This window comes from Nocardioides sp. Soil777 (genome assembly GCF_001428425.1).
Taxonomy (GTDB): domain Bacteria; phylum Actinomycetota; class Actinomycetes; order Propionibacteriales; family Nocardioidaceae; genus Nocardioides; species Nocardioides terrigena.
This window is the reverse complement of the sequence record NZ_LMSN01000006.1, coordinates 14,196-34,916: the sequence shown is the minus strand read 5'-3', so window position 1 is coordinate 34,916 and position 20,721 is coordinate 14,196. Positions and strand designations below refer to the sequence as shown.

Below are 20,721 nucleotides of genomic sequence, written 5' to 3'. Positions count from 1 at the left end.
AAGGGAGACAACCAGTGGAGATCGGTGATCTGATCCGCCGGGCCGCGCGACGCTTCGGCTCGGCCCCAGCGATCACGTGCGGCGACAAGACGATGAGCTTCGTGGAGTTCGATCGGGCCACTGACCGGTTGGGCAACGCGCTACGCGAACGGGGACTGCAGAGCGGCGACCGGATCGCGGTGCTGCTGCCCAACGGCATCGCCGGCGTCGTGGCGTACTACGCCCTGGCGAAGGCAGGTCTGGTCCGTGTCTCGCTCAACGTGCGCGACACTGAACAGGACCACGCGTACCGCATCACCGACGCCGAGTGCCGCGGCTTCATCGGAACGGGCCCCTCGCCCGCGCCGGTCGAGTTCGAGTTCGACCTCGACGACGTAGACGAGCTGTCGCTTCGAGGACCGGAGAGCCGTTGTGACGTCCCTCGCGATCCGGAGGCCCCCTACCGGCTCGGCTACACCGGCGGCACCACCGGACCGTCGAAGGCCGTCACGCTTTCGATGCGCTCCGAGCACGCCGAGATCACCAACTACCTCGTCGACCTGATCCCTGGGATCGGCGAAGGCGACGTGATGCTGCACGCCGCGCCGGTGACGCACGCGAGCGGATCGTTCTTCCTGCCCCACCTGATCCGGGGGGCACACAACGTGATGATCCCCTCCTTCAGCGCCGAGACCTACCTCGCCGAGTTCGCGCGATGGCGGCCGACCACGACGTTCCTTGTCCCGACCATGTTGGCCATGATCCTGGACGCGCCGGGCGTAGAAGACCTGGACCCGGGACGACTGCGCGCCCTGTGCTACGGCGCCTCGCCGATCGCCCCCGCTGTTGCCGAGCGTGCCCAGCAGGTCTTCGGTCAGGTCCTCACCCAGACCTACGGCCAGTCCGAGGCGCCGATGACGATCACCCTGTTGCGCCCTGACGAGCACGACCGGGTCGGCTCGGCCGGCCGGCCCTACTCCATGGTGGAGGTCCGGGTGGTGGATGAGGACGACCAGGAGGTGCCGCCCGGCGAGAGTGGCGAGGTGGTCGTGCGTGGCCAGATTCTCATGAGCGGCTATTGGAACCGCCCCGAGGAGACGGCGCGAACACTGCGCGACGGGTGGCTGCACACGGGCGACATCGGCACCGTCGACGAGGACGGGTTCCTCTATCTGCTGGACCGCAAGCACGACATCATCATCAGCGGCGGCTTCAACGTCTATCCCCGCGAAGTGGAGGACTGCCTGCTCAGCCACCCCGCGGTGCGCGAGGCTGCAGTCGTCGGACTACCCGATCAGCGGTGGGGCGAGGCGGTGCACGCCGTTGTCGCCACCCGCGGTCCCGCCGATGCCGAGGAGATCTTGGGGTGGGCCCGCTCGCACCTTGCTGGCTACAAGCGGCCGCGCGGGCTGACCTTCTTCGACGACCTGCCGAAGAGCTCGGCTGGAAAGATCCTGCGCCGTGAAGTTCGCAACCAACTGGCCTTGAGTGCCACGACGAGAAAGGAATGAGGGCCATGGAACTGCGTGACCTCGTCCTTCACGCCTTGACCGTGAAGAAGTCGGGAACCGCCGACCAGATCGCCGAGTTCCTAGGCCGCGACAGCGGCGAGATCGCGACGACTCTCTCCGCCGCGGCCGAGGACGGACTTGTCGCCGGTGGTGCCGGGATACACATGGCCACTCCGGCCGGCCGCCAGGTACTGGACGAGCTCTATCCCGTGGCCTACGCGGAGGTGCGTTCCGATCCGGCCGTCGAAGCGGCGGCAGACCGGTTCGAGGTCGTCAACCGCAAGCTGCTCGACTTGCTGACACGGTGGCAGACGACCACCACCGCTGGGACGAGCGTGCCCAACGATCACAGCGACGTGGCCTACGACACTGCGATCCTCGACGAGCTCGGCGAGCTGCACGAACGTGCTGAGCCCACGCTGGGCGCCCTCAGCGGCGCCGTTCCTCGGCTCGAGGTCTACGGCGACCGGCTCGAGCGCGCCTACGACCGAGCGCTCGCCGGCGAGACCGACTACGTCAGCGGGGTCCGCGTCGACAGCTATCACACCGTGTGGCACGAACTGCACGAGGACCTGCTTCGGGTTCTCGGCCGAACCCGCCAGGAGTGAGAACCGTGGAGAATTGGTACGTTCGCCTGGACGGATCTGACCTGCCTGATCGTCTCGAGGTCGGCGGGAAGGCATGGAGCCTCGCACGCATGAGGCAACTGGGATTGCCCACGCCGCCCGCGTTCGTCCTTCCCACCGAGGTCTGCCGGGAGTACCACCGGAGCGGCAAGGAACTTCCCGAGGAAGCCATGGCGGCGGTGCGCCGCGGGATCGCCTATCTGGAGGAGGAGACCGGACGAGGGTTCGGCGCCCGGCGCCGTCCCCTCCTGGTCTCGGTTCGCTCCGGTTCCTCGATCAGCATGCCTGGGATGATGGACACGGTCCTCAACCTGGGCATCAACGACGACGTCGAGGCCGGACTGATCAAGGACGGCGCACCGGTGGAACTCGCGGCCGACACCCACCGCCGTTTCCTCGCCGGCTTCGGCGACATCGTGCGCAAGGCCGATCTGCCCGATTCCATGGCGCCGGCCGCGGACCTGCGTGCGGAGATCCGCCGCGCGACCGGCCGCGCGGTCCCCAGCGACCCGTGGGAGCAGCTCATCGAGGCCGTGTGCGCGGTCTTGGAGTCGTGGTACTCGCGGCGGGCAGTCACCTACCGGCGCCACGCAGACATCCCGGAGGACCTCGGGACGGCCGTCACCATCCAGGCGATGGTATTCGGCAACATGTCGAACGACTCCGGCACCGGAGTGCTGTTCAGTCGCGACCCCGTGACCGGAGTCCGCGAGCCCTACGGAGAGTATCTCCCCGGCGGTCAGGGCGAGGACGTCGTCTCCGGTGTGCTTGACCCCTTACCGTTGTCCGAGCTCAAGGCCCAGCAACCCGAGATCCATCGGCAGCTGATCGAAGCTGCCGAACTGCTGGAGCAGTCCAACGGTGACGTCCAGGACATCGAGTTCACCGTGGAGAGTGGTCGGCTCTATCTGCTGCAGAGCCGCGCGGCCAAGCGCAGCCCGGAGGCCGCCGTACGGCTGGCGGTCGCCTTGGCGGACGAGGGCCTGATCAGTCGGCCGGAGGCCCTCGCACGGGTCACGCCTGCCCAGGTCACGCAGATGGTGCGCCCTCAGGTCGACGTTCGCTCCGCCGAGGAGTCGACCGTGCTGGCGACCGGCGAGGCCGCTTCTCCTGGTGCCGGCGTGGGCGTGGCGGTCTCCGATCCCGAGGAGGTCGTACGACTCGCCGAGCAGGGGTCGGACGTGGTGTTCGTCGCCCGGCACACCAGCCCCGAGGACGTCGGAGCCATGATCGCCGCGAGAGCGGTCTGTACCGAGGTCGGTGGGTCGACTAGCCACGCCGCCGTCGTCTGCCGTGGACTCGGTTTGCCGGCTGTGGTGGGTGCCGGTGAGGGGGCCATCGCCGCGATCGCGGGCAAGATCGTGACGGTGGACGGAACACATGGACGGGTGCATAGCGGTGCCTTGTCCCTGGTAGCCGCGGATGACGACCCGGCGCTCGCGACACTGGGTCGGTGGGCGGCTAAGCTCGCCGGCATCGAGGTGAGCAGCACCGCGACCGGCGAGGTCCTCGACCTGGACAGTGCAGGAGTCCTCGACCCCGCCGAGGTGGCGGCCGCGGTGGCCGACGCGAAGGTGGTCAGCGGCGCGGTCCTCGCCACCGAGGCCGGCATGGGCGCGGCCTTGGCAGCCGGCATCCGCGACTTCGTCAGCACCGAGCCGTTGCCGTTGTTGCTCGCCGCCGTGGCGGCTCGACGAGGCGTCACACGGGACGTGCCGAAATGACCCGAGCCAGGCGCGCCGTCGTCGTGGAGCTCGTGCGCACCCCGTTCGGCCGGGGGCGGACTGAGGGCGCGTTGGCGGGGGAGCACCCGGTGGATCTCCTGGCAGGCGTGCTGAGCACGCTGGTCGAGCGCAGCGGAATCGACGCGGCGCGGGTCGACGACGTGATCGCCGGATGCTCCCTACCGGTGGGGGAGCAGTCGGGGAACATCGCTCGCCACGCGCTGCTCGCGGCCGGGATGCCCGAGAGCGTGCCGGGGGTCAGCATCGACCGGAAATGCGGATCGTTCCAGCAGGCGCTGCACTTCGCGGCGCAGGGTGTGATCGCCGGTTCCTACGACGTCGCGGTGGCCTCGGGCGTGGAGATGATGAGCACGGTGCCGATGCGGACCAACCGGATGGGGCGTGACGACCAGGGTCCGCGGCTGCGTGCTCGCTATCCCGACGGCCTGGTATCGCAAGGAATCAGCGCCGAGCTGATCGCCAGCCGCTATGGACTGTCGCGCCCCAGCCTTGACGCCTTTGCGCTGCGGTCCCACCAGCGGGCAGCAGCCGCCCAGGACGAGGGCCGGGTCGCGCGCTACGTCGTCCCGGTGATCCGGGGCGACGGGAAGCGGGTCGATGCGGACGAAGGAATACGACGGACCACGTCGCTGGCCGCGCTCGAGCGGTTGCGGCCGGCCTTCCAGGACCCGGAGATGCAGGAGCGCTTCCCGGAGATCGACTGGCGGGTGACCGCCGGCAACTCCTCGCCCGTCACCGATGGAGCTGCCGCGACCCTGGTGGTCGAGGAGTCGCTCGCCCATCGGTGGGGACTACGCCCGCTCGCGGCCATCACGGGCGGCACCGTCGTGGGCGACGACCCGATCCTCATGCTCATGGGCGTGGTCCCCGCCACCCGCAAGCTTCTGGACCGCGCCGGCGTCCGGGCCGACGGCATCGACAGGTACGAGGTCAACGAGGCATTCGCCAGCGTGGTCCTCGCCTGGCAGAAGAACATCGCGGTCGATCCGGAGACGGTCAACGTCGACGGCGGCGCGATCGCCTACGGCCATCCGATCGGCGCCTCGGGGGCGAGGCTCCTGGCGGGGCTGATCGAACAACTGCAGATCCCTGGGGTCGACAAAGGAGTCATGACGATGTGCGAGAGCGGTGCAATGGCGAACGCGACGTTGCTAGAGGCGCCGCAATGATCTTCTCGCCGCAGTCCCCGCCGTACCTATCGAAACTGTCGACACTCGCGAACCTCCGAGACATCGGAGGGTTGGAGACCGTGGACGGGCGCCAACTGCGCACGGGCCTTGTGTTCCGCTGCGACAGCCTTCAGGACATCACCGCCGCCGAGGCCGCAGTGCTGGTCGACGAAATCGGCATCCGGACGGTCATCGACCTGCGGATCGGCCGCGAGTCGATCCGTGAGGGCCGCGGTCCGCTGGTGAATCATCCGATCCAGTACGTGAACGTGCCCCTCATCGACGTCGACGGACCGAAGGGTCCACCAGGCAGGGTCTTGCTCGACTTCTACATCGACCATCTCGACAACGACGCCAACCTGCCCGTCGCCGTGCAGACCCTCGCCCACCTCGCGGACCGGCCGGTCCTGGCCCACTGTGCGGCGGGGAAGGACCGGACCGGTCTGCTGATGCTGCTGGTTGAACTCCTGGCAGGCGTGCGACCCGACGAGGCGGAGCGGGACTTCATGCGCACGGCCGACAACATGGAACGCATTCGTGCGCGTCTGCGAACCTGGGCGCACTACGCCCACAACATGGAGACTCTCAGCCCGGAAATCTACGAGTGCGAGCCGCACTCGGTGGCCGGAGCACTGGACCACCTCGTCGCGAAGTACGGCACCGCCGAGGCGTGGGCCGAGGCGAAGGGAATCCCTGACACCACCGTCGCGCTGCTTCGCGATCGACTGGTGGAGCCGAGCTGAGCAGGCGCCGCCGTGACCATCCACATTCCAGGAGCGAGACAAGTAATGAACGACCCACGATTAACGGCGCAGAGGACGCGGGAGTTCATCCGCAGCGAAGTCCTACCGATCGACGATGCCCACGACGGCGACATCGAAGCCGCCGGAGGCGACCTCGTTCGCGTCAAGCTCCAGGCAGCCGCCCGTTCCCACGGGATCTTCGCCCCGCACGCTCCGACCGAGTTCGGCGGTGGAGGGCTAGGCATGGTCGACCGTGCCGCCGTGTTCGAGGAAGCCGGCTACTCCCTGTTCGGACCGCTCGCCCTCAACATCGCAGCACCGGACGAGGGCAACATGCACCTGCTCGACCACGTTGCGACCCCGGACCAGAGGCGGGAGTTCCTGGCGCCGCTCGCTCGAGGCGAGATCCGGTCGGGATTCGCGATGACCGAACCATCCCCCGGAGCCGGATCCGACCCCAGCGCCCTGATGACCGTCGCGCAGCGGAGCTCCGGCGGGGGGTGGCTCATCAACGGGCGCAAGCGGTTCATCACCGGAGCCGACGGCGCCGGCTTCTTCATCGTGATGGCCAGAACCGCCGGAACGCCTGGTGACCCCGGGCACGGGGCCACCATGTTCCTCGTGCCCGCTCACGCCGAAGGCGTCCAGGTGGGGCGGCACGTGCACACCCAGGACCGATCGATGGTCGGTGGTCACTGCGAGATGACCTTCACCGACGTCGAGGTCCCGGATTCTGCGATCCTGGGCGAGCCGGACCTCGGGTTCCGTTACGCACAGGTCCGCCTCGGCCCGGCGCGCATGACCCACGTCATGCGTTGGCTCGGAGCAGCCCGAAGGGCCCACGAGACCGCCGTTCGTGTTGTCGCCGAGCGTAGGGCCTTCGGCGAGCGGCTAGTCGATCTCGGCATGATGCAGCAGATGATCGCCGACAGCGAGATCGATCTGGCGGCTACCCGGTCGCTGCTGCTGAAGGCGTGCGCAGTCCTTGACGACGGCGGTCGAGGGTCCGAGGAGACGTCGATCGCCAAGGTGTTCGCAGGCGAGTCGCTATGCCGAGTCGCGGACCGGGCGCAGCAGATGTGTGGAGGGCTCGGCGTCTCGGCTGATCTGCCGGTGGCCCGCATTGCACGTGAGCTGCGGCCGTTCCGGATCTACGACGGTCCGTCGGAAGTGCACCGATACTCGATCGCGAAGCGAGCCGCTCGCAGGATCGTCGGCGTACAGCAGTAGTCGACGACGAAGCCGACTCGGCGACCGCCGGGGGGACCAGCGCGGGCGCTGGCATCGGCCGCGCGAGCGCGGTCCGGCTGGCCACGGACGGTGCCGGCATCCTCGCCACCGATGTCGACAGCCAGGGCCTCGCTGCGACCGCCGAACTGGTCGCGGGCGCGGCCGGACGGGTCTCGCCCTGCCGCTCGACGTCACCGACGAGCAGGCGGTGGGTCGACGTGGTAGCCCGGGACGGTCGAGGAGTTCGACAGCCTGGACATCCTGTTCAACAGCGCGGGCATCTACGTGATCTCTCCGCTGGACGAGACCAGCATGGAGCAGTGGGACCGACTCATGGCGATCAATGTCACCGGCACTTTCCTGGGCACGAAGCACTCGGTCCGGCACATGGTGAACCGGGGGGATCGATCATCAACATGATCCTCGGCGGCCGGTCTTGTCGGCGTCGCGGGCCATGCGCTGTACGGCGCGTCCAAGGGCGCGGTGCGCGTGATGACCAAGGGCGTCGCAGCCGAGTACGCCGGGGCCAACGGGGGGGCAACTCAGTCCCCCGACCTACGTGAAGACAGCGATGGCCGACTACGGCGCTGGTATGGCAGGTGCATCGCTCGACGACCTCGGAAACAAGATGATCCCGATGGGCCTCGCCGAGATCGAGGAGGTCGCCAACGCCGTCGCGTTCCTCGGCCTCGGACCAGTCCGTCGTACATGACTGCCACTGAGCTCGTCCTGGACGGCGGTGCCACCGGCACGCTGGCGGTCTGACCCGCCGAATGGGGTAGTGGCCGGCGAAGGCCCCGATCTGGTTAGACGTGAGCGCCTCCCCTCCTCGTTGATGGCACTGCCCGGCTTCGACCTCAAGCCGTGTGCGGATGACGTCGTAGACCGTGAGGATGGGCTGTCGTCCAGATGTCCGCCGATGGTCCGGCCAGCATCTGTGAGCCACACTTTGACGGACCCCGCCCGTGCATGGCTATCCCGCCACCCGCGCGACGGTAGTCAATCTTCGCTGCATCTGGCACCTCCACCACTCGAGCCACCGGCTCTGGAATCTCCTTGATGTTTCGGGGGGACGCCGCCTGACCTGCGTAAACGCAGCGCGGGGCGCCACGTCCCCCCGCCATTCGACAGTCCAGGGGGACGGATGCGGGGACGCTGAGCCGCAACGCTTCGGTCCGTGACCAAAGTCAGCAGGACCCGAGTGTCCGAATCGTGCGCGCCGCGGTTGCTTATCCGTGGCGTGAAGATGTTGCGACAACTCTCGACCCGCGCCGCGCGGTACGTAGTGACACGGTCATGGCCGGGTGCCAGGCTGGTCCTGGTTCCTCAGGTCGGGGTGTTCGACGGTCTTGAGGTAGCGGGTGGCGCCTTCGACGCTGAGTCCGAAGAGGTCGTAGATGCGGCGTACGTCGCCGCCGGTGGCGTGGATCTCGTGCAGGATGCGGTCCTCGCGCAGGGCCCGTGGGCGGACGCGGCTGTCCTTCCAGGGAAAGGACGGGCCGCTGGCGACGAGGCGCGGCGCGGTGCGTCGGTTGATGAGCAGGTGTGGGTTCGCGGTGGCCGGCCAGGTTCGGTTGCGGTGGTCGAGCCAGGCGGCGAGCCGGGTCCTAACGGGTGCGGCGAGCGGGATCTCGCGGCCGTCGAGATGGAGGCGGCCGTCGACGATGGCGATCATCTGCAGTTCGCGTACCTGCTTGCCGGTCAGGCCGTGGAAGGCCACCAGAGCGACAGCGAGCGCGACGGCCGGGTTCGGGGAGTTCAGCTCGGCCCGGATCAGGGCGGGGTCCAGCGGCAGCGGAAGGTTCGTTGGCACGCGGGTCAGGTCGATGCCGCGCATGGGGTTGGTGAAGACGAGTCGGCGGCCTTTGAGGATCTCGAACAGCGACCTCAGGCCGTTCTCGGCGAAGTGGCGGTGGCTGGTGCCGGCGGGCAGGGCCGTGAGGGCGGCCAGGATGTCTTGTTTGCTGATCTCGGCGAACGACTGGCGGCCGGCTTCGACCCACGTCTGAACGACGGGCGCGAGACCTTGGATGTGGATCTCGACGGTCTCGGGTTCGCGGGGCAGCTGGCGAGGTGCGTGTCGGGATCCGCCGAGCATGATCTGAAGCCACAGTTGGAGGTGCTCCCGCATGGCGTCCGGGAGGGCTCCGGACGCGATGAACTTGGCGTTGAAGTACCTCTCGACCCGGGTCGGTACGTCCTCGATCAGCAGGTCGGCCTCGGCGAGGACGTCGAGGGTGGAGGTGATGGTGCCGCCGTAGCGGCGCAAGCACACGACGTCACTGGCGCGGACCTTCGCGGTGGGAGTAGGCCGCAGGATCTGCAGCAGCCGCAGGGACTGGATCACGGCATTGCGCTGCCTGACGCTCCAGCCGTAGCGGCCGGCGTGGTCGGCGACGATGGCCGCGCAGTACCGCGTCAGTTCGCTGTCCTCGACCAGGAGGCGTTGGCGAAGCACCTCGGGGTCGGGGTCCATGTCGAACAGGGCCAGCTGCTCAAGCGCATCGTCGTCGAAGCTGGTGCCAGGTTGGTAAGGCAGCTGGTTCTTGCTCTTCTTCGACCACCGGCCATCCCAGCGGACGTAGTCGGGCACCGGCGTCGCACGACGCTTGAAGACCATGTTGGCGAAGAACAACTGCTGGCTGTCCTTGTTCGCCACGGCGACATCGGGTGCCCGCCCGGGTTTCTGTTCGAGTCGGGCATTCTCAAGGCACAGGCGGCAGGCTTGTCGGTCGCTGACGTGGCTGGCGCGGCCGCAGTAGGCGCAGGTGCCCTTCGGGTAGTGGCTCTGCCACCAGCGGCAGGACCAGCAGGTCCAGTTGTGCCGGGGGTAGACGCCCCAGGCCAGGCAGCCCTTGCAGGATCCGATGTGCTCGGGGCTGCGGGGATGGCACCGGCTGCACAGCCCCTGACTGAAGTAGTCGCTGCGGGAGCGGCAGCGGTTGCACGGTGGAGCCGCGAATGGGCCACCGGGCAGGCACTGATAGCAGAAGTCGACCCTGGGGCTGGTCCACGCGACGCGGTTGCTCTGGCACGCGTTGCACTTGGGCGGCAGCCGCAACGCCGCGTGGGGGCCGGGTGCGGGCATCCCGATCGTCTCGTGCTCGTCGTGTCCGTGGGCGATGGGGGTGCGTGCTACAGCGGTGGGGTCGAGCGGAGCTTGCCGAGCCGGGGTGTGACCGCCGGTGGCGTGCCGCCGTTGCCGTTCGGATCGCCATCCGCGCTTCCGCCGTTGCCGTTGGCCGCGTCGGTGGTGCGGGGACGGCGCGCGGCGACCTTGTCCGGCTCGGGTGTCATCAGGTCGTTCGGGGTGCAGTCGAGCACGGCGCACAGCACGTCGAGCTCTTCGAGGCGCATCGTCGGCGGGGTCCCGGCCCACCACGACGACATCTTCCCGGCGGAGATCTCAAGCCCGGCATCTGCCAGCATCCGCCGCAGCTCTGCGGACTTCCAGATCCCTCGTTCGGCGGCCCGCAGCCGCAGGCTCCACTGCATCTGCATCCTCTCCTTCGTTTCCTCGGTCGGTTTGGTCGGGTCAGTCGATATGGAGGCCCAGGCGGGCCTCAACGCGGTCGCTCGCGCTGTTCCACGCGCGCTCGATGTGGCCGCTGCGGACGTGGAGGTAGCCCGAGGTAGTGGCCAGCCACTGGTGGCCAAGGAGCTCCTGGAGCGCCTTGATGTCCATCCCGGCCGCGTACAGCGACGAGGCGCAGTAGTGCCGCAGCACGTGTGGCGTCATTCGCCCCGACCACGCCGGGAGCCACTGGTCGACCTGGATTCCCAGGGCGCGGCGCAGCGCGTTCGCGCCGACACGTCCGCACCGGTCCAAGTCGCGGTCGAACCGCTCAGAGGGCAGCAGCGGCGCGTCCGGGTCGGCCCAGTCCTCGCCGTACTGCGGACGGACCTCGGCCAGCCACCAGTCGATCAACTGGTTCGCGCAGTTGATCGCCGGCACCAGCCGTGGCTTGGGTCCGCGGCCGCCCGAGCCCTTGCCGTGGCGGACGTGGAGCTTGCCGAACTCACCCAGATCGGGGCGCCAGTCGCGGATGTCGAGCATAACGGTCTCGTTGATACGCAGCCCGAGCCGGCGCCACAGCGAGGCCGCGAAGTAGTCGCGGGCCGCCGGCAGGTATTTGCGTGCCTGCGGGACCGATCCGCGCCAGGCGGTAAACAGCGAGTCGATCTCGTGATCCGACGGCGGCACCCGGATCTTGCCCAGCGATGCCCCGGATTGGCGATTGAACTCATCGATCGGCTGCTCGACCAACACACCGGTCGTGCGGCGAATGGTGCCCTCGTAGCGGGCGATCACGAACTCGAAGAAACCCGACAGCGCGCCCGCCTTCCCCGCCCGGGTCGACACGCTGAGCCCCCGCCGGCGCTGCTGGGCCAAGAACGCGTCTGCGTCCGCGCAGGTGGCCTCCCACAGTGGAGTCGACAGCGTGCGAGCGAACTCGATGACGATCGCCCGGGTCGAGCCGATGTGGCGGTCAGTCAGACCTGCCGCGGACATCGCCAGCGCGTACTGGTCGACGAGCTCCTGCTCGAAGTCCTGGACCGCTTGCGCACCTATCAGTGCCGGATCAGCAGCGCTGCCACCCGGCAGTGCCACCAAACCCATCAGTCACCAACTTCATGCGAGGCGATCATGCGTCGATACTACAGCCAAACCGTCAGTCACGGCGACGGTCACTCAGTTCAAGGCCTTCCAGGAACTCAACCGATACCACCTGTACAAACGCAGATCGGAGCGCATGGACGTCCGATCGAACCTGAGTTCCTAGAGATTGCCGCCTGAGCGCGCGCGTCCTCGGGACTGACCTGTCATGAAGAAGCTGCTGCTCGCGGGACTGCCCGTCCTGATCATCTTCATGGGGCTGCCGTTCCTCGTGACGCTGATGGTGGTGATGACGACCACCGCGGCCGCCGAGTGCCGCACCCAGAGCAGCCAAGGCACCGTGCCTACCGAACTCGCTGACCTCGGAGCCATCGACGGCCCGGTGGGCGGCCCGGTCAACGGCAAGATCACCATGGCGCAGGCCAACATCCCGCGACGCTCCGGCCTCGACGGGTTCCGGGCCTCCATGCCCAGGGTCCTGTCCAAGAACCCCGAGTTCGTCACCCTCAACGAGGCCAGCGGCTGGAGCCTGGAGCAGATCGAAGCCGCCACGCCGGGCTACTCAGCCTTCCGGGTGGCAGCCCCGGCCGGCACCGGCACCGGCGCCGAGCAGGCCATGGGCAACGTCGTGCTCTGGAAGAGCTCGACCTGGACGAAGGTCAACGGCGGCCGGGTCCAGCTCGTCGACGACGACAAGACCTTCTACGACGGGCGTCCGGTCACGTGGGACCGCTTCGCGACATGGGTGATGCTGCGCCGCGCCGACGGCTCCGTGGTCTCGGTGGTCTCCACCCACCACATGACCAACCCGCACCGTTGGCCGAAGCAGCACGGCAACCCGCCGCTGACCCGGCCCCAGCAGTACGGCGCCGGAATGGACATCCTGCTGCAGCTGCGTAACTCCCTCGCCGCCCACGGTCCGGTGCTGATCGGCGGCGACATGAACACCCAGGCCTCCTACACCAACATCCCCTGGACGGCGGCCGCGAAGATGAAGGCCGCCGGCTACGGATGGCACAACCACGGCGTCGACTTCATCTTCTTCCCGCACCACCAGGGCGCCCGTCTCGAGCAGGGCTGGGACGGCACGATGGTGTCGGATCACCACTGGCTCTCGGCTCGCATCGCGATGAACGGCGCCGGCCCGGAGAGCGCGCCCGAGACCACCACCACGACCGACGGGATCGTGCCCGCGGCGACCACCGCCCGGACGTCCGCCGAGCCGCCGGCCGGCGACGTGCTCGCCCAGCTGATGCGCCTGCGGTTCGCGTCCAACTACCCGACCATGACCGCCGACCAGGCCCGCAACGCGATCACCATCGCCCAGGTCGCCCGCGACCTCGAGATTCCCCGCTACGGGCTGCAGATCGCGATCGCCGCCGCGATCCAGGAGTCCAAGCTCGTCAACCTCACCGGAGGTGACCGCGACTCCGGCGGCCTGTTCCAGCAGCGCCCCTCGGCCGGCTGGGGAAGCCGGGCCGAGATCACCAACCCCGTCCTCGCGGCCCGCGCGTTCTTCGGCCAGGCCCAGCAAACCGGCAACCCCGGCCTCCTCGACATCCCCGGCTGGCAGAACATGCCCCTCACCCAGGCCGCGCAGGCCGTCCAGCGCTCGGGCTACCCAGACGCCTACGCCCAGTGGGAGGACGTCGCCGGCGACATCACCGATCTGCTCGGCGGCGACCTGCCGGACCTGCCCGACGACGGCTCCACCACGAACGTGGCCAACTGCCAGGGCGAGACAGTCAACCCGATCACCGTCGGCACCCTCAACCTGCTCGGCGCCGGCCACACCGACAAGCCGGGGGAGCGGCCCGGGTACGACACCTGGGACAAGCGACTGCCCGGCGCCATGCGCACGATCGAGAACGCCGACATCTCGATCGCCGGCCTCCAGGAGGTGCATGGCCCGCAGGCTCAGGCGCTGGAGAACCAGTACGCGGCCAAGTGGGGGATGTACCCGGCCAGCGGGAAGGCACAGAACCGGGTGATCTGGGACCGCAACGAGTGGGAGCAGACCGACGGCCGGCTCGTCGACATCCCCTACTTCGGCGGCAAGGACGTCGGCATGCCCCTGGTGCAACTGACCTCGACGACCACCGGGCAGGTGATCTGGGTCTGGAGCATCCACAACCCGGCCAACACACAAGGAAACGCCGCCGGGCACCGCCAGGAGGCGCTGCGCCGCCAGCTGGCCACGATGACCGAGCTCGCAGGCGCCGGCACCCCTGCGGTGATCCTGGGCGACTTCAACGACGGCAAGGACGGCAACAACTCCTCGCACTGCGCACTGACCCCTGAGCTGAGCAACGCCTTCGGAGGCTCTGCCGAGCCCTGCAAGAAGCCCAAGCAGGACGCGCTGATCGACCACGTCTACGGTGCCAACCTCACCTGGGCCAGCGCCGCGGTCGACACCAGCACCCAGGCCAGCAAGATCGCCGACCACCCGCTGGTGACCGCCACCACCGCCAGCAGCAGCGCCGGGTGCGCAGTTGACTCCGGCACCGCGGAGGCCAAGTACAACCTCAGCCCGGTCAAGCCGCAGCTGACCCAGCTGGTCAACATCCTCGGCCCCATGTTCGACATCAAGACCGTCGGCGGCTACCGCGAGAGCGCCACCGACCCCAACGGCCACCCGGCCGGGCTCGCCGCCGACTTCATGGTGCCACTCACCGCGGCGGGCCGCGCGCAGGGCGACCGTCTCGCCGCCTACGCCAAGGCCAATGCCCAGAAGCTCGGCATCGACTACATCATCTGGTACCAGCGGATCTGGTCGGTCGCCCGCGCAGGCGAGGGCTGGCGGCCGATGGAGGACCGCGGTAGCGCTACCGAGAACCACCTCGACCATGTCCACATCAACGTCAAGCCCGGCGCCTCCGTCCAGCCGGTCGGCCTCGAGGGCGCCTCCTGCGACGAGGTCGTCTATCCGGTGCCCGCGCAGTACGTCGGGACCGACAACCACAACTGGCACGAGACCGGCCCTTACTGGTCCAAGTGGCACACCGGCACCGACTTCTCCGCACCCTGCGGAACCACCGTCTACGCCGCCCACGCCGGCACCATCGAGATCGACACCACCCAGCGTTGGGCTGGGCCGCAGCTGGTCAAGGTCACCACCGGCGCCGGGTCCCTGACCACCTGGTACGCCCACATGGCGACCGTCAGCGTCAGCCGCGGCCAGACCGTCGCAGCCGGCGAGCCGATCGGCCAGGTCGGCAAGGAGGGCAACGTCTCCGGCTGCCACCTCCACTTCGAGGTCCACCTCAAGAACGGCTCCATCTACGGCCCCGACAACGTCGACCCCTCGACCTGGCTCGCAGAGAACGCATCACGCCCGAGTCACGCCGTGTGATCGCACCGGAGCCCTGACAGCACATAGGTGACCAGCGAGGCCCAACGACCCCACGACCGCCTGGAGGTGGCCAGACCGATGCAGCGTGAGCGACGACGAGACCCCTACCCGTGGACCTGGGAGATCCCAGTCGCGGTAGCCCTGGCGACCCTGTTCGTCATCGTCATCGGCATCCAACTCGGACGATCAGTCGCGAACCTGGTCGCCGGCGCCGGATGGACATGGCCCGACGCCAACGCCGGCGCGTTCCCCTCACCCATCGGCACCGCCTTCTGGACCAGCCTTCCCGGCGTCCTCGGCGGACACGCCGACGCCGGGCTGCCCAGCCCCACTCCCGACGGTCTGGCCGGTCGCGGCCTGGTCTGGGTCAGCCTCGCCCTGACTGAGGTCGCGCTGCTCACCGCGACCGTCTGGCTCGACGCGTGGGCCTACCAGCGGTGGGGCCAGGGCCGCATGCGCGGCATGGCGACCGCAGCCGAGGCCGAGAAGCTGCTCGGCGTCACCCGGCTCCGCAAGGTCGCCGGCATCGTCCGCCCGGACCTCTACGGCAAGCACGCCGCCGCGACACCAGCACCGGTCCAGCGCACCGCCGGCGACCTCACCGAACAACCCGGCCCGCATCTGGGCCACGGCCTCAGCCCGTGGCTCCTGCACGGCCGGCGAACGAAGGAAGACCGATGAGCAACGAGACCCCACTGCACGGCAACCCGACACTTCGCACTCGCGGCCGCCGCCTGGGCGGCGGCCGCTGTCGCCGCCGCGGACACCGGCCGGTCCTCGTCGAGCGCCACTACGTGGCTGCCGGCCAGGTGGAACTCCTCTGCGAGGCGCGCGACTTGCTGTCCGACGCCTCCTTCCTGCTCCTCGGTCGCCGAGCAGAAGAACGCCGCGGCAGTGCGGTGATCTGCCGTCGATGCCTCGCCTCGTGCGGGGACACCGTTCCCGAGGTGGCGCGATGAAGCTGAGGTTCGACCCCTGGGACGTGGGCTGGCGCATCGGTGATGCCCACGAGCCGCGAGGCGGCGAGCTGTGGGTGCCGTGGGACCGCACCGCCGGCGTAATCGGCCCGCAGGGATCCGGAAAGACCCTCGACCTGCTCACCCCTGCGCTGCTCGGCGCGCCGGGTGCCGCCCTGGTGACACTGACGAAGGTCGAGGACCTCCTGCTCAGCCTCACCGAGCGCTCCCGCGACGACCGGCCCTGCGTGGTGCTGGACCCCTTCGGCCTGGCCGAGGGCGTCATCGACGAGCTGATCTGGGACCCGATCGCCGGCTGCGTGGACCCGAAGGTCGCCGAGCGGCGCGCCAAGGCTTTCACCGCCGGCACCGTCAAGGGCGCGATCAACGGCGGCACCGGCGACGATGCTGCGCGGTTCTACGCCGCCGAGTCCGCGAAGGTGCTGCAGGGCTACTTCCACGCCGCGGCGCTGACCGGTAGGACGCTCGAGGACGTGCTGCAGTGGGTCGCCAACCCCACGGCAGCCACCCAGCCGATGGAGATCCTGCGGCGGCACCCGCACGCCGAGCCGTTTTGGCACGGCCTCCTGCACGGGGCGCTGAACGGTGACGACCGCACCGCCGGAAACACCGTCACCACGGTCCAGCAGTCGGTCTCGCTGTTCTTCCAGGCCGACATCCGACGACGCTGCATTCCCAGCCCCGGACGGCCAGCCACCGACCTGGCCGACGTCATCCGGCGCCGCGGCACCATCTACCTGCTTGGCCGCGAAGACCCCTACGCCTCGGCGAGCCCGCTGATGACCGCCGTCGCCGAGCACGTCTTGGACACCGGCCTGCTGCTGGCCAACAGCTCCTCGTGGGGAGGCCGCCTGTGCCCGCCCCTGGTCTCGGTGCTCGATGAGCTGCCCTCGACCGCACCGCTGCCCACGCTGCGCACCCGGATGGCCAACGAACGCGCCCAGGGGCTGTCGTTCATCTGGGCCGCCCAGACTCGGCCCCAGCTGACCAGCATCTTCGGCGAGCACGAGGCACGAGCACTGCTCGGCCTCACCAACGCCCTGGTGATGTTCGGCGGCTCCAAGGACGTCGCCTTCAACCAGGAGATCTCCGATCTCCTCGGAACCGTCCGCATCGGCCGGGTCACCCATTCCTCAGGCGGGTTCAACGGCTGCGGCCGGAGCTTCTCCGGCGACGACATCCCGATCATGCGGCCCGAGGAAGTCCGGCAACTGCCCGAACGCCAAGCTCTGGTCGTCGCCGAGAACGGCAAGCCGATCATCGCCAAGTTGCACCGCTGCGTCGAAGGCAAGGCCGGCGAACGACTGCTGGCCGACCAGCGGGCGCTGCGCGAGCGCCTCACCAACGACCGGCGCATGGTCATCACCCCCGAGGCCCGAGCCACCGGCGCGCTCGTCGAGGCACGCCGTCTCGGCTTCGTCGACGACGAGACCGACCACGCAAGGAGTGAACTGTGACCACCGAGCAACAGACCGGCCGGGCGGCACCCACGCTGATGGTCTTCCCGTTCCCCGTCCCCGGGGACCACGTCCGGCTCGCCTACCGCGAGCTCCACATCGCCATCAACGGCACCGAGGAGGAGAAGAAGGCCCTCGGCCACCACGCGCTGCTGTCGCGGCCCTGGGAGCCGGCGACCTGCCTGGACCCCGAGCTGCGTCACGACCTGTGGGAGTGGCTCGAGGACGTCGTGATCTGGCTCAACCGCGAGTACACCTGGGATGTCTCCGGGCTCATCCCCAGCTGCTGGCCTCTGCACCCGCACCTGGTCCACGAGATCGCCGTCCTGGCCGACCAGCGCCGGCGGGCCGGCCTGGCGATGACCAGCGACGCGCTCGAGGAGTGGCACCGCTACTCCCTGCCGGCGTTCACGGACCGGATGCGCAACAGGCTGCGCACCCACTGCGACGACGAGCACAAGAGCTGGCCGGCCAAGCCGCGCCACAGTGAGCACCTGGCCGACACCAGCCGCCAGCGCCGCGAGAACACGTTCGCGCACGACATCGACGCTCTGCCCGTCAACCGGCGGGCACACGAACAACCCCCGGCCGGTCCACCGCGGCTCGGCCTCGTCGACCTCGACACCGGCGAAATCCACGACGACGAGCGGGGCGGCGCTCAGCCGCGCACCCGCACCGAGAAGGGACCCCGCGAATGATGCAGGTGAACGAACGCTCCGAGGCCATCGGCCGAGCCCAGCGCGCCCTCAAGGCTCTCGGCGAGCACCCGCGCTCAAGCAAAAAGGAGCTCGGCCACGCCCGCGAACACGTCAACGCCTGCTACTCCCACGGCTCGGGCGAGCACGTGTGGAACGCCGTTGCACAGGTCGAGGCGATGGCCGAACGCCGCTACGGCGTACCGAGCACAGAGGAGCAGCGTCAGCTGGTCGAGGCGACCGAAGACCTCAAGGAGCCTGCGACAGCCGCCCGCGGCCGAGCCGTCGAGGACCGCGCAATCCCGTCGCCGGGGTCGACCCCAGACGTGGAGCTCGTGACCACTCCATCGCGATGAAGTGGTCACGACGGACTCAAGACGGCGTTAGAACGCCGCTGAGAGAACGGCAACCCCTCCAGCGGGTAGTCACACCCCGCTTCGTTGTGGGAGGGCCATTCTGAGCGTTCTCGCCCCATCGACCTCCCAGGCGTAGCAAAATGTCGGATCAACTGACCTCTGCGCTCCTTATCGTGGTGGCTATCGCCTACCTCGGCGGAGCCGTTCTCTTGATCGTGGCGCTTGCGAAGGTCCTGCTCGCCTGGTCGGCCAGCTGGCGCACCAGCGGGCAAACAAGCCCGGTCGACGGCGTGCTGCAGCAGCGGGCCGCCGCGGCGATGGCCGCCGTCGCCGCAGTCGCGAACGTCCCTCCCGCCTCCGGCAACTGACGAAAGTTTGCGATCATGGGCGCCCCGGCATGGCCGAGCTTTCGGACCAGATCCGTCACCGCATTCGCATGCGGTTCTGGCAGCAGGTCGAACGCCGCCTGACGCGCTCTGACCGTGAGATGGTGATGATGTGGAGACCACCCTGTTCAACGAGGCTGAGGAGCCCGGCAGCGGCTCGACCGACTTGTTGGACGCGGCATCGCTTGTCGCGCTCATGGACCTTCCGGGCGTGGGCGCAGCGAGGGCGATCAAAGTCGCTGAGACCTTCAAGTCCTGGGACGCTCTGCTCGATGCGTCGCCGGACGCGCGCAAGGCAGTCGCCCGCGTTGAGGTCGAAGCCGTCGGCAAGCCCAGCTTCGCCGAGCTTGGCGAGGGAATGCACCTGATCGGGTGGTTCGATAAGGCCTATCCGATGGCGCTACGGCGCATCAAGAACCCGCCTGCCGTTCTGTGGGTGCGTGGCGCGATTCCCGACCCCGCGCGACGGCTCGCGATCGTGGGCAGCCGCGCGACCACGGAGTGGGGCCGGTCGACCGCGTCGTACGTCGCGACTGGCGCTGCTGCGCACCAGATTTGTGTCGTCTCTGGTCTCGCCTTGGGCATCGACATCGCCGCGCATCGTGCCGCCATTGGCGCTGGCGGTGCAACGATTGCTGTTCTCGGGTCCGGTGTAGACGTGCCATCGCCCAAGGAACATCTCGCTGACGCCAAGCGAATCCTCGACGAGGGTGGAGCGTTGGTGTCTGAGCAGCCTCCCGGAATGCCGCCAAGTCCGCGATCACTTGTCGCCCGGAACCGGATCCAGAGCGGGCTATCGGCCGCGACAGTCGTGATCCAGTGCGCGCCGAAGTCGGGCACCTTGAGCACCGCAAAGTTCGCAGTCGAGCAAGGCCGCATCCTGGCCGTGCCGATTCCTAGCGACGAGGCTGAACGGGCTGCGGAGACCAACGCGGGCAGCCTGTCGTTGACTCGCGAAGCGGGCGGCGAGGCTGTCGCGCTTCGGGGCCACGACGATGTGGTGAGCCTCCTCCTCGGGCTCGTCGAGGAGTAGCCGCATTCGTCTGCGGGCGCGATCGGCCGTCGGTACGTTGCAAAGGTGGCATTCGACCCGACCGATCTTTTGCCGATGCTCCCGGCTCAGGCGGGCGTATGCCACACGTGCCATCAGCCTGCGGGTTCGTTCACGCGCTGCTGGCCCTGCAAAGAAGCCTGGCAAGGCAACGTGTCCCTCCAAGCCGTGCCCGTGCTGCCGATCTCACTCGCGTCAAACGGCCGGGCGCTGACGAACGCGTTGTGGCGGTACAAGGAGTGGGATGACGCCGACGGATACGCGGACGACTTGGCGGCGCTGCTCGACGACTTTGGCTGGCGTCACGGTGCATGTCTGGCGCGCGAGGCGGGTGTCAATCGGTTCGACTCCGTCACTTGGGTGCCGAGCAGCAAGGCGAGGCCGGGCCAGCACCCCGTTGTGGAACTTCTCGACTCGACTCGATGGGCGAATGGTCGCCTCGTCGAACTGCTTCAGCCAGGAGGGGCTGGCGAGGCTCACCAAGACCCGCGCGCAGACCGCTTTCATGCGCACCGGGACGCGTGCGGGCAGCGAGTGCTTGTCGTCGACGACACCTGGACCCGCGGCACCAATGGCCTCAGCGCCGCGCTTAGCCTCCTCGACGTGGGCGCCACTGCGGTCGCGCTTCTAGTCATCGGCCGATGGTTCACAGAGGACCGGGATGAGGGGACGCAGCACTACGCAGATGTCGCCCGCACTCTCGGCTTCGACTCGGCCTACTGCGTCTTCTGCGACGATCGACCAAACGCCAGGGCGTTGTGAAGTTGCGTTCGTCTGGCCCCCGGTTGGGATCTTGGCGGGATCGCTGTCACCACGACCACAGGAT

General features: G+C 68.7%; 18 protein-coding genes and 1 pseudogene. 16 read left to right on the top strand and 3 right to left on the bottom strand.

The window, feature by feature from the left end; all coding sequences use genetic code 11:
• The first annotated feature begins 14 nt into the window (after positions 1-14).
• The 7 genes and pseudogenes from ASG88_RS06070 to ASG88_RS24180 form a co-directional block, all read left to right on the top strand.
• Positions 15-1,490, top strand: a complete 1,476-nt coding sequence (locus ASG88_RS06070; protein WP_056886546.1) for a class I adenylate-forming enzyme family protein — start codon at positions 15-17, stop codon at positions 1,488-1,490.
• 5 nt (positions 1,491-1,495) lie between these two features.
• Positions 1,496-2,098 (top strand): hypothetical protein, encoded by a 603-nt coding sequence (locus ASG88_RS06065; protein WP_157559587.1) that lies wholly within the window; start codon positions 1,496-1,498, stop codon positions 2,096-2,098.
• The gene (locus tag ASG88_RS06060) at positions 2,041-3,840 is read left to right on the top strand and encodes a pyruvate, phosphate dikinase (protein ID WP_321163823.1); all 1,800 of its coding nucleotides are present in this window, start codon (positions 2,041-2,043) and stop codon (positions 3,838-3,840) included. The genes ASG88_RS06065 and ASG88_RS06060 overlap by 58 nt, the downstream gene beginning before the upstream one ends.
• Positions 3,837-5,030 (top strand): thiolase family protein, encoded by a 1,194-nt coding sequence (locus ASG88_RS06055; RefSeq protein WP_056886543.1) that lies wholly within the window; start codon positions 3,837-3,839, stop codon positions 5,028-5,030. The genes ASG88_RS06060 and ASG88_RS06055 overlap by 4 nt, the downstream gene beginning before the upstream one ends.
• Positions 5,027-5,773 carry a tyrosine-protein phosphatase gene (locus ASG88_RS06050; RefSeq protein WP_082599994.1) on the top strand — a complete coding sequence of 249 codons (747 nt, stop codon included), beginning with the start codon at positions 5,027-5,029 and terminating at the stop codon, positions 5,771-5,773. Before ASG88_RS06055 ends, ASG88_RS06050 begins: the two co-directional genes overlap by 4 nt.
• A 45-nt stretch (positions 5,774-5,818) precedes the next feature.
• Positions 5,819-7,003 carry an acyl-CoA dehydrogenase family protein gene (locus tag ASG88_RS06045; protein WP_056886541.1) on the top strand — a complete coding sequence of 395 codons (1,185 nt, stop codon included), beginning with the start codon at positions 5,819-5,821 and terminating at the stop codon, positions 7,001-7,003.
• 243 nt (positions 7,004-7,246) lie between these two features.
• A pseudogene (locus ASG88_RS24180) lies at positions 7,247-7,423 on the top strand (SDR family NAD(P)-dependent oxidoreductase); the annotation flags it as partial.
• Positions 7,424-8,297: 874 nt separating this feature from the next.
• Here ASG88_RS24180 and ASG88_RS06040 read toward each other — a convergent pair.
• The 3 genes from ASG88_RS06040 to ASG88_RS06030 form a co-directional block, all read right to left on the bottom strand.
• Positions 8,298-9,662, bottom strand: a complete 1,365-nt coding sequence (locus tag ASG88_RS06040; protein ID WP_200956370.1) for a hypothetical protein — start codon at positions 9,660-9,662, stop codon at positions 8,298-8,300.
• Positions 9,663-10,138: 476 nt separating this feature from the next.
• Positions 10,139-10,498: a helix-turn-helix domain-containing protein gene (locus ASG88_RS06035; RefSeq protein WP_056886575.1), complete on the bottom strand. Its 360-nt coding sequence runs from the start codon at positions 10,496-10,498 to the stop codon at positions 10,139-10,141.
• 40 nt (positions 10,499-10,538) lie between these two features.
• Positions 10,539-11,624, bottom strand: coding sequence for a tyrosine-type recombinase/integrase (locus tag ASG88_RS06030; RefSeq protein WP_056886539.1), 1,086 nt, complete (start codon positions 11,622-11,624; stop codon positions 10,539-10,541).
• A gap of 205 nt (positions 11,625-11,829) precedes the next feature.
• On the opposite strand from ASG88_RS06030, the gene ASG88_RS06025 reads away from it, so the two are divergent.
• The 9 genes from ASG88_RS06025 to ASG88_RS05990 all read left to right on the top strand — a co-directional run bounded on the left by ASG88_RS06025 (position 11,830) and on the right by ASG88_RS05990 (position 20,657).
• On the top strand, positions 11,830-14,973 hold the full coding sequence (locus ASG88_RS06025; protein WP_056886538.1) for a peptidoglycan DD-metalloendopeptidase family protein: 3,144 nt from the start codon (positions 11,830-11,832) through the stop codon (positions 14,971-14,973).
• A gap of 78 nt (positions 14,974-15,051) precedes the next feature.
• A complete protein-coding gene (locus tag ASG88_RS06020) occupies positions 15,052-15,654 on the top strand; it encodes a hypothetical protein (protein ID WP_056886537.1) in 603 nt (200 codons plus the stop codon).
• Positions 15,651-15,932, top strand: a complete 282-nt coding sequence (locus tag ASG88_RS22960; protein WP_157559586.1) for a hypothetical protein — start codon at positions 15,651-15,653, stop codon at positions 15,930-15,932. Before ASG88_RS06020 ends, ASG88_RS22960 begins: the two co-directional genes overlap by 4 nt.
• The gene (locus ASG88_RS06015) at positions 15,929-17,407 is read left to right on the top strand and encodes a type IV secretory system conjugative DNA transfer family protein (protein ID WP_235534747.1); all 1,479 of its coding nucleotides are present in this window, start codon (positions 15,929-15,931) and stop codon (positions 17,405-17,407) included. Before ASG88_RS22960 ends, ASG88_RS06015 begins: the two co-directional genes overlap by 4 nt.
• Complete coding sequence (locus ASG88_RS06010) at positions 17,404-18,105, top strand: hypothetical protein (RefSeq protein ID WP_056886535.1); 702 nt, start codon at positions 17,404-17,406, stop codon at positions 18,103-18,105. Before ASG88_RS06015 ends, ASG88_RS06010 begins: the two co-directional genes overlap by 4 nt.
• 5 nt (positions 18,106-18,110) lie before the next feature.
• Positions 18,111-18,458: a hypothetical protein gene (locus tag ASG88_RS06005; protein WP_157559585.1), complete on the top strand. Its 348-nt coding sequence runs from the start codon at positions 18,111-18,113 to the stop codon at positions 18,456-18,458.
• A gap of 140 nt (positions 18,459-18,598) precedes the next feature.
• The gene (locus ASG88_RS06000; protein ID WP_056886533.1) at positions 18,599-18,826 is read left to right on the top strand and encodes a hypothetical protein; all 228 of its coding nucleotides are present in this window, start codon (positions 18,599-18,601) and stop codon (positions 18,824-18,826) included.
• A 130-nt stretch (positions 18,827-18,956) separates the two neighbouring features.
• On the top strand, positions 18,957-19,877 hold the full coding sequence (locus tag ASG88_RS05995) for a DNA-processing protein DprA (RefSeq protein WP_056886532.1): 921 nt from the start codon (positions 18,957-18,959) through the stop codon (positions 19,875-19,877).
• A 45-nt stretch (positions 19,878-19,922) separates the two neighbouring features.
• Positions 19,923-20,657 carry a hypothetical protein gene (locus tag ASG88_RS05990; RefSeq protein ID WP_157559584.1) on the top strand — a complete coding sequence of 245 codons (735 nt, stop codon included), beginning with the start codon at positions 19,923-19,925 and terminating at the stop codon, positions 20,655-20,657.
• Positions 20,658-20,721: the final 64 nt, after the last annotated feature.

Excerpts from the sequence above, each read along its gene's own strand:
- ASG88_RS06045 (WP_056886541.1), top strand. The coding sequence starts at position 5,819 with ATGAACGACCCACGATTAACGGCGCAGAGGACGCGGGAGTTCATCCGC.
- ASG88_RS06020 (WP_056886537.1), top strand. The coding sequence starts at position 15,052 with ATGCAGCGTGAGCGACGACGAGACCCCTACCCGTGGACCTGGGAGATC.
- ASG88_RS06030 (WP_056886539.1), bottom strand. The coding sequence starts at position 11,624 with ATGGGTTTGGTGGCACTGCCGGGTGGCAGCGCTGCTGATCCGGCACTG.
- ASG88_RS06025 (WP_056886538.1), top strand. The coding sequence starts at position 11,830 with ATGAAGAAGCTGCTGCTCGCGGGACTGCCCGTCCTGATCATCTTCATG.
- ASG88_RS06015 (WP_235534747.1), top strand. The coding sequence starts at position 15,929 with ATGAAGCTGAGGTTCGACCCCTGGGACGTGGGCTGGCGCATCGGTGAT.
- ASG88_RS06065 (WP_157559587.1), top strand. The coding sequence starts at position 1,496 with ATGGAACTGCGTGACCTCGTCCTTCACGCCTTGACCGTGAAGAAGTCG.
- ASG88_RS06035 (WP_056886575.1), bottom strand. The coding sequence starts at position 10,498 with ATGCAGTGGAGCCTGCGGCTGCGGGCCGCCGAACGAGGGATCTGGAAG.
- ASG88_RS06055 (WP_056886543.1), top strand. The coding sequence starts at position 3,837 with ATGACCCGAGCCAGGCGCGCCGTCGTCGTGGAGCTCGTGCGCACCCCG.
- ASG88_RS06000 (WP_056886533.1), top strand. The coding sequence starts at position 18,599 with ATGTCGGATCAACTGACCTCTGCGCTCCTTATCGTGGTGGCTATCGCC.
- ASG88_RS06050 (WP_082599994.1), top strand. The coding sequence starts at position 5,027 with ATGATCTTCTCGCCGCAGTCCCCGCCGTACCTATCGAAACTGTCGACA.
- ASG88_RS22960 (WP_157559586.1), top strand. The coding sequence starts at position 15,651 with ATGAGCAACGAGACCCCACTGCACGGCAACCCGACACTTCGCACTCGC.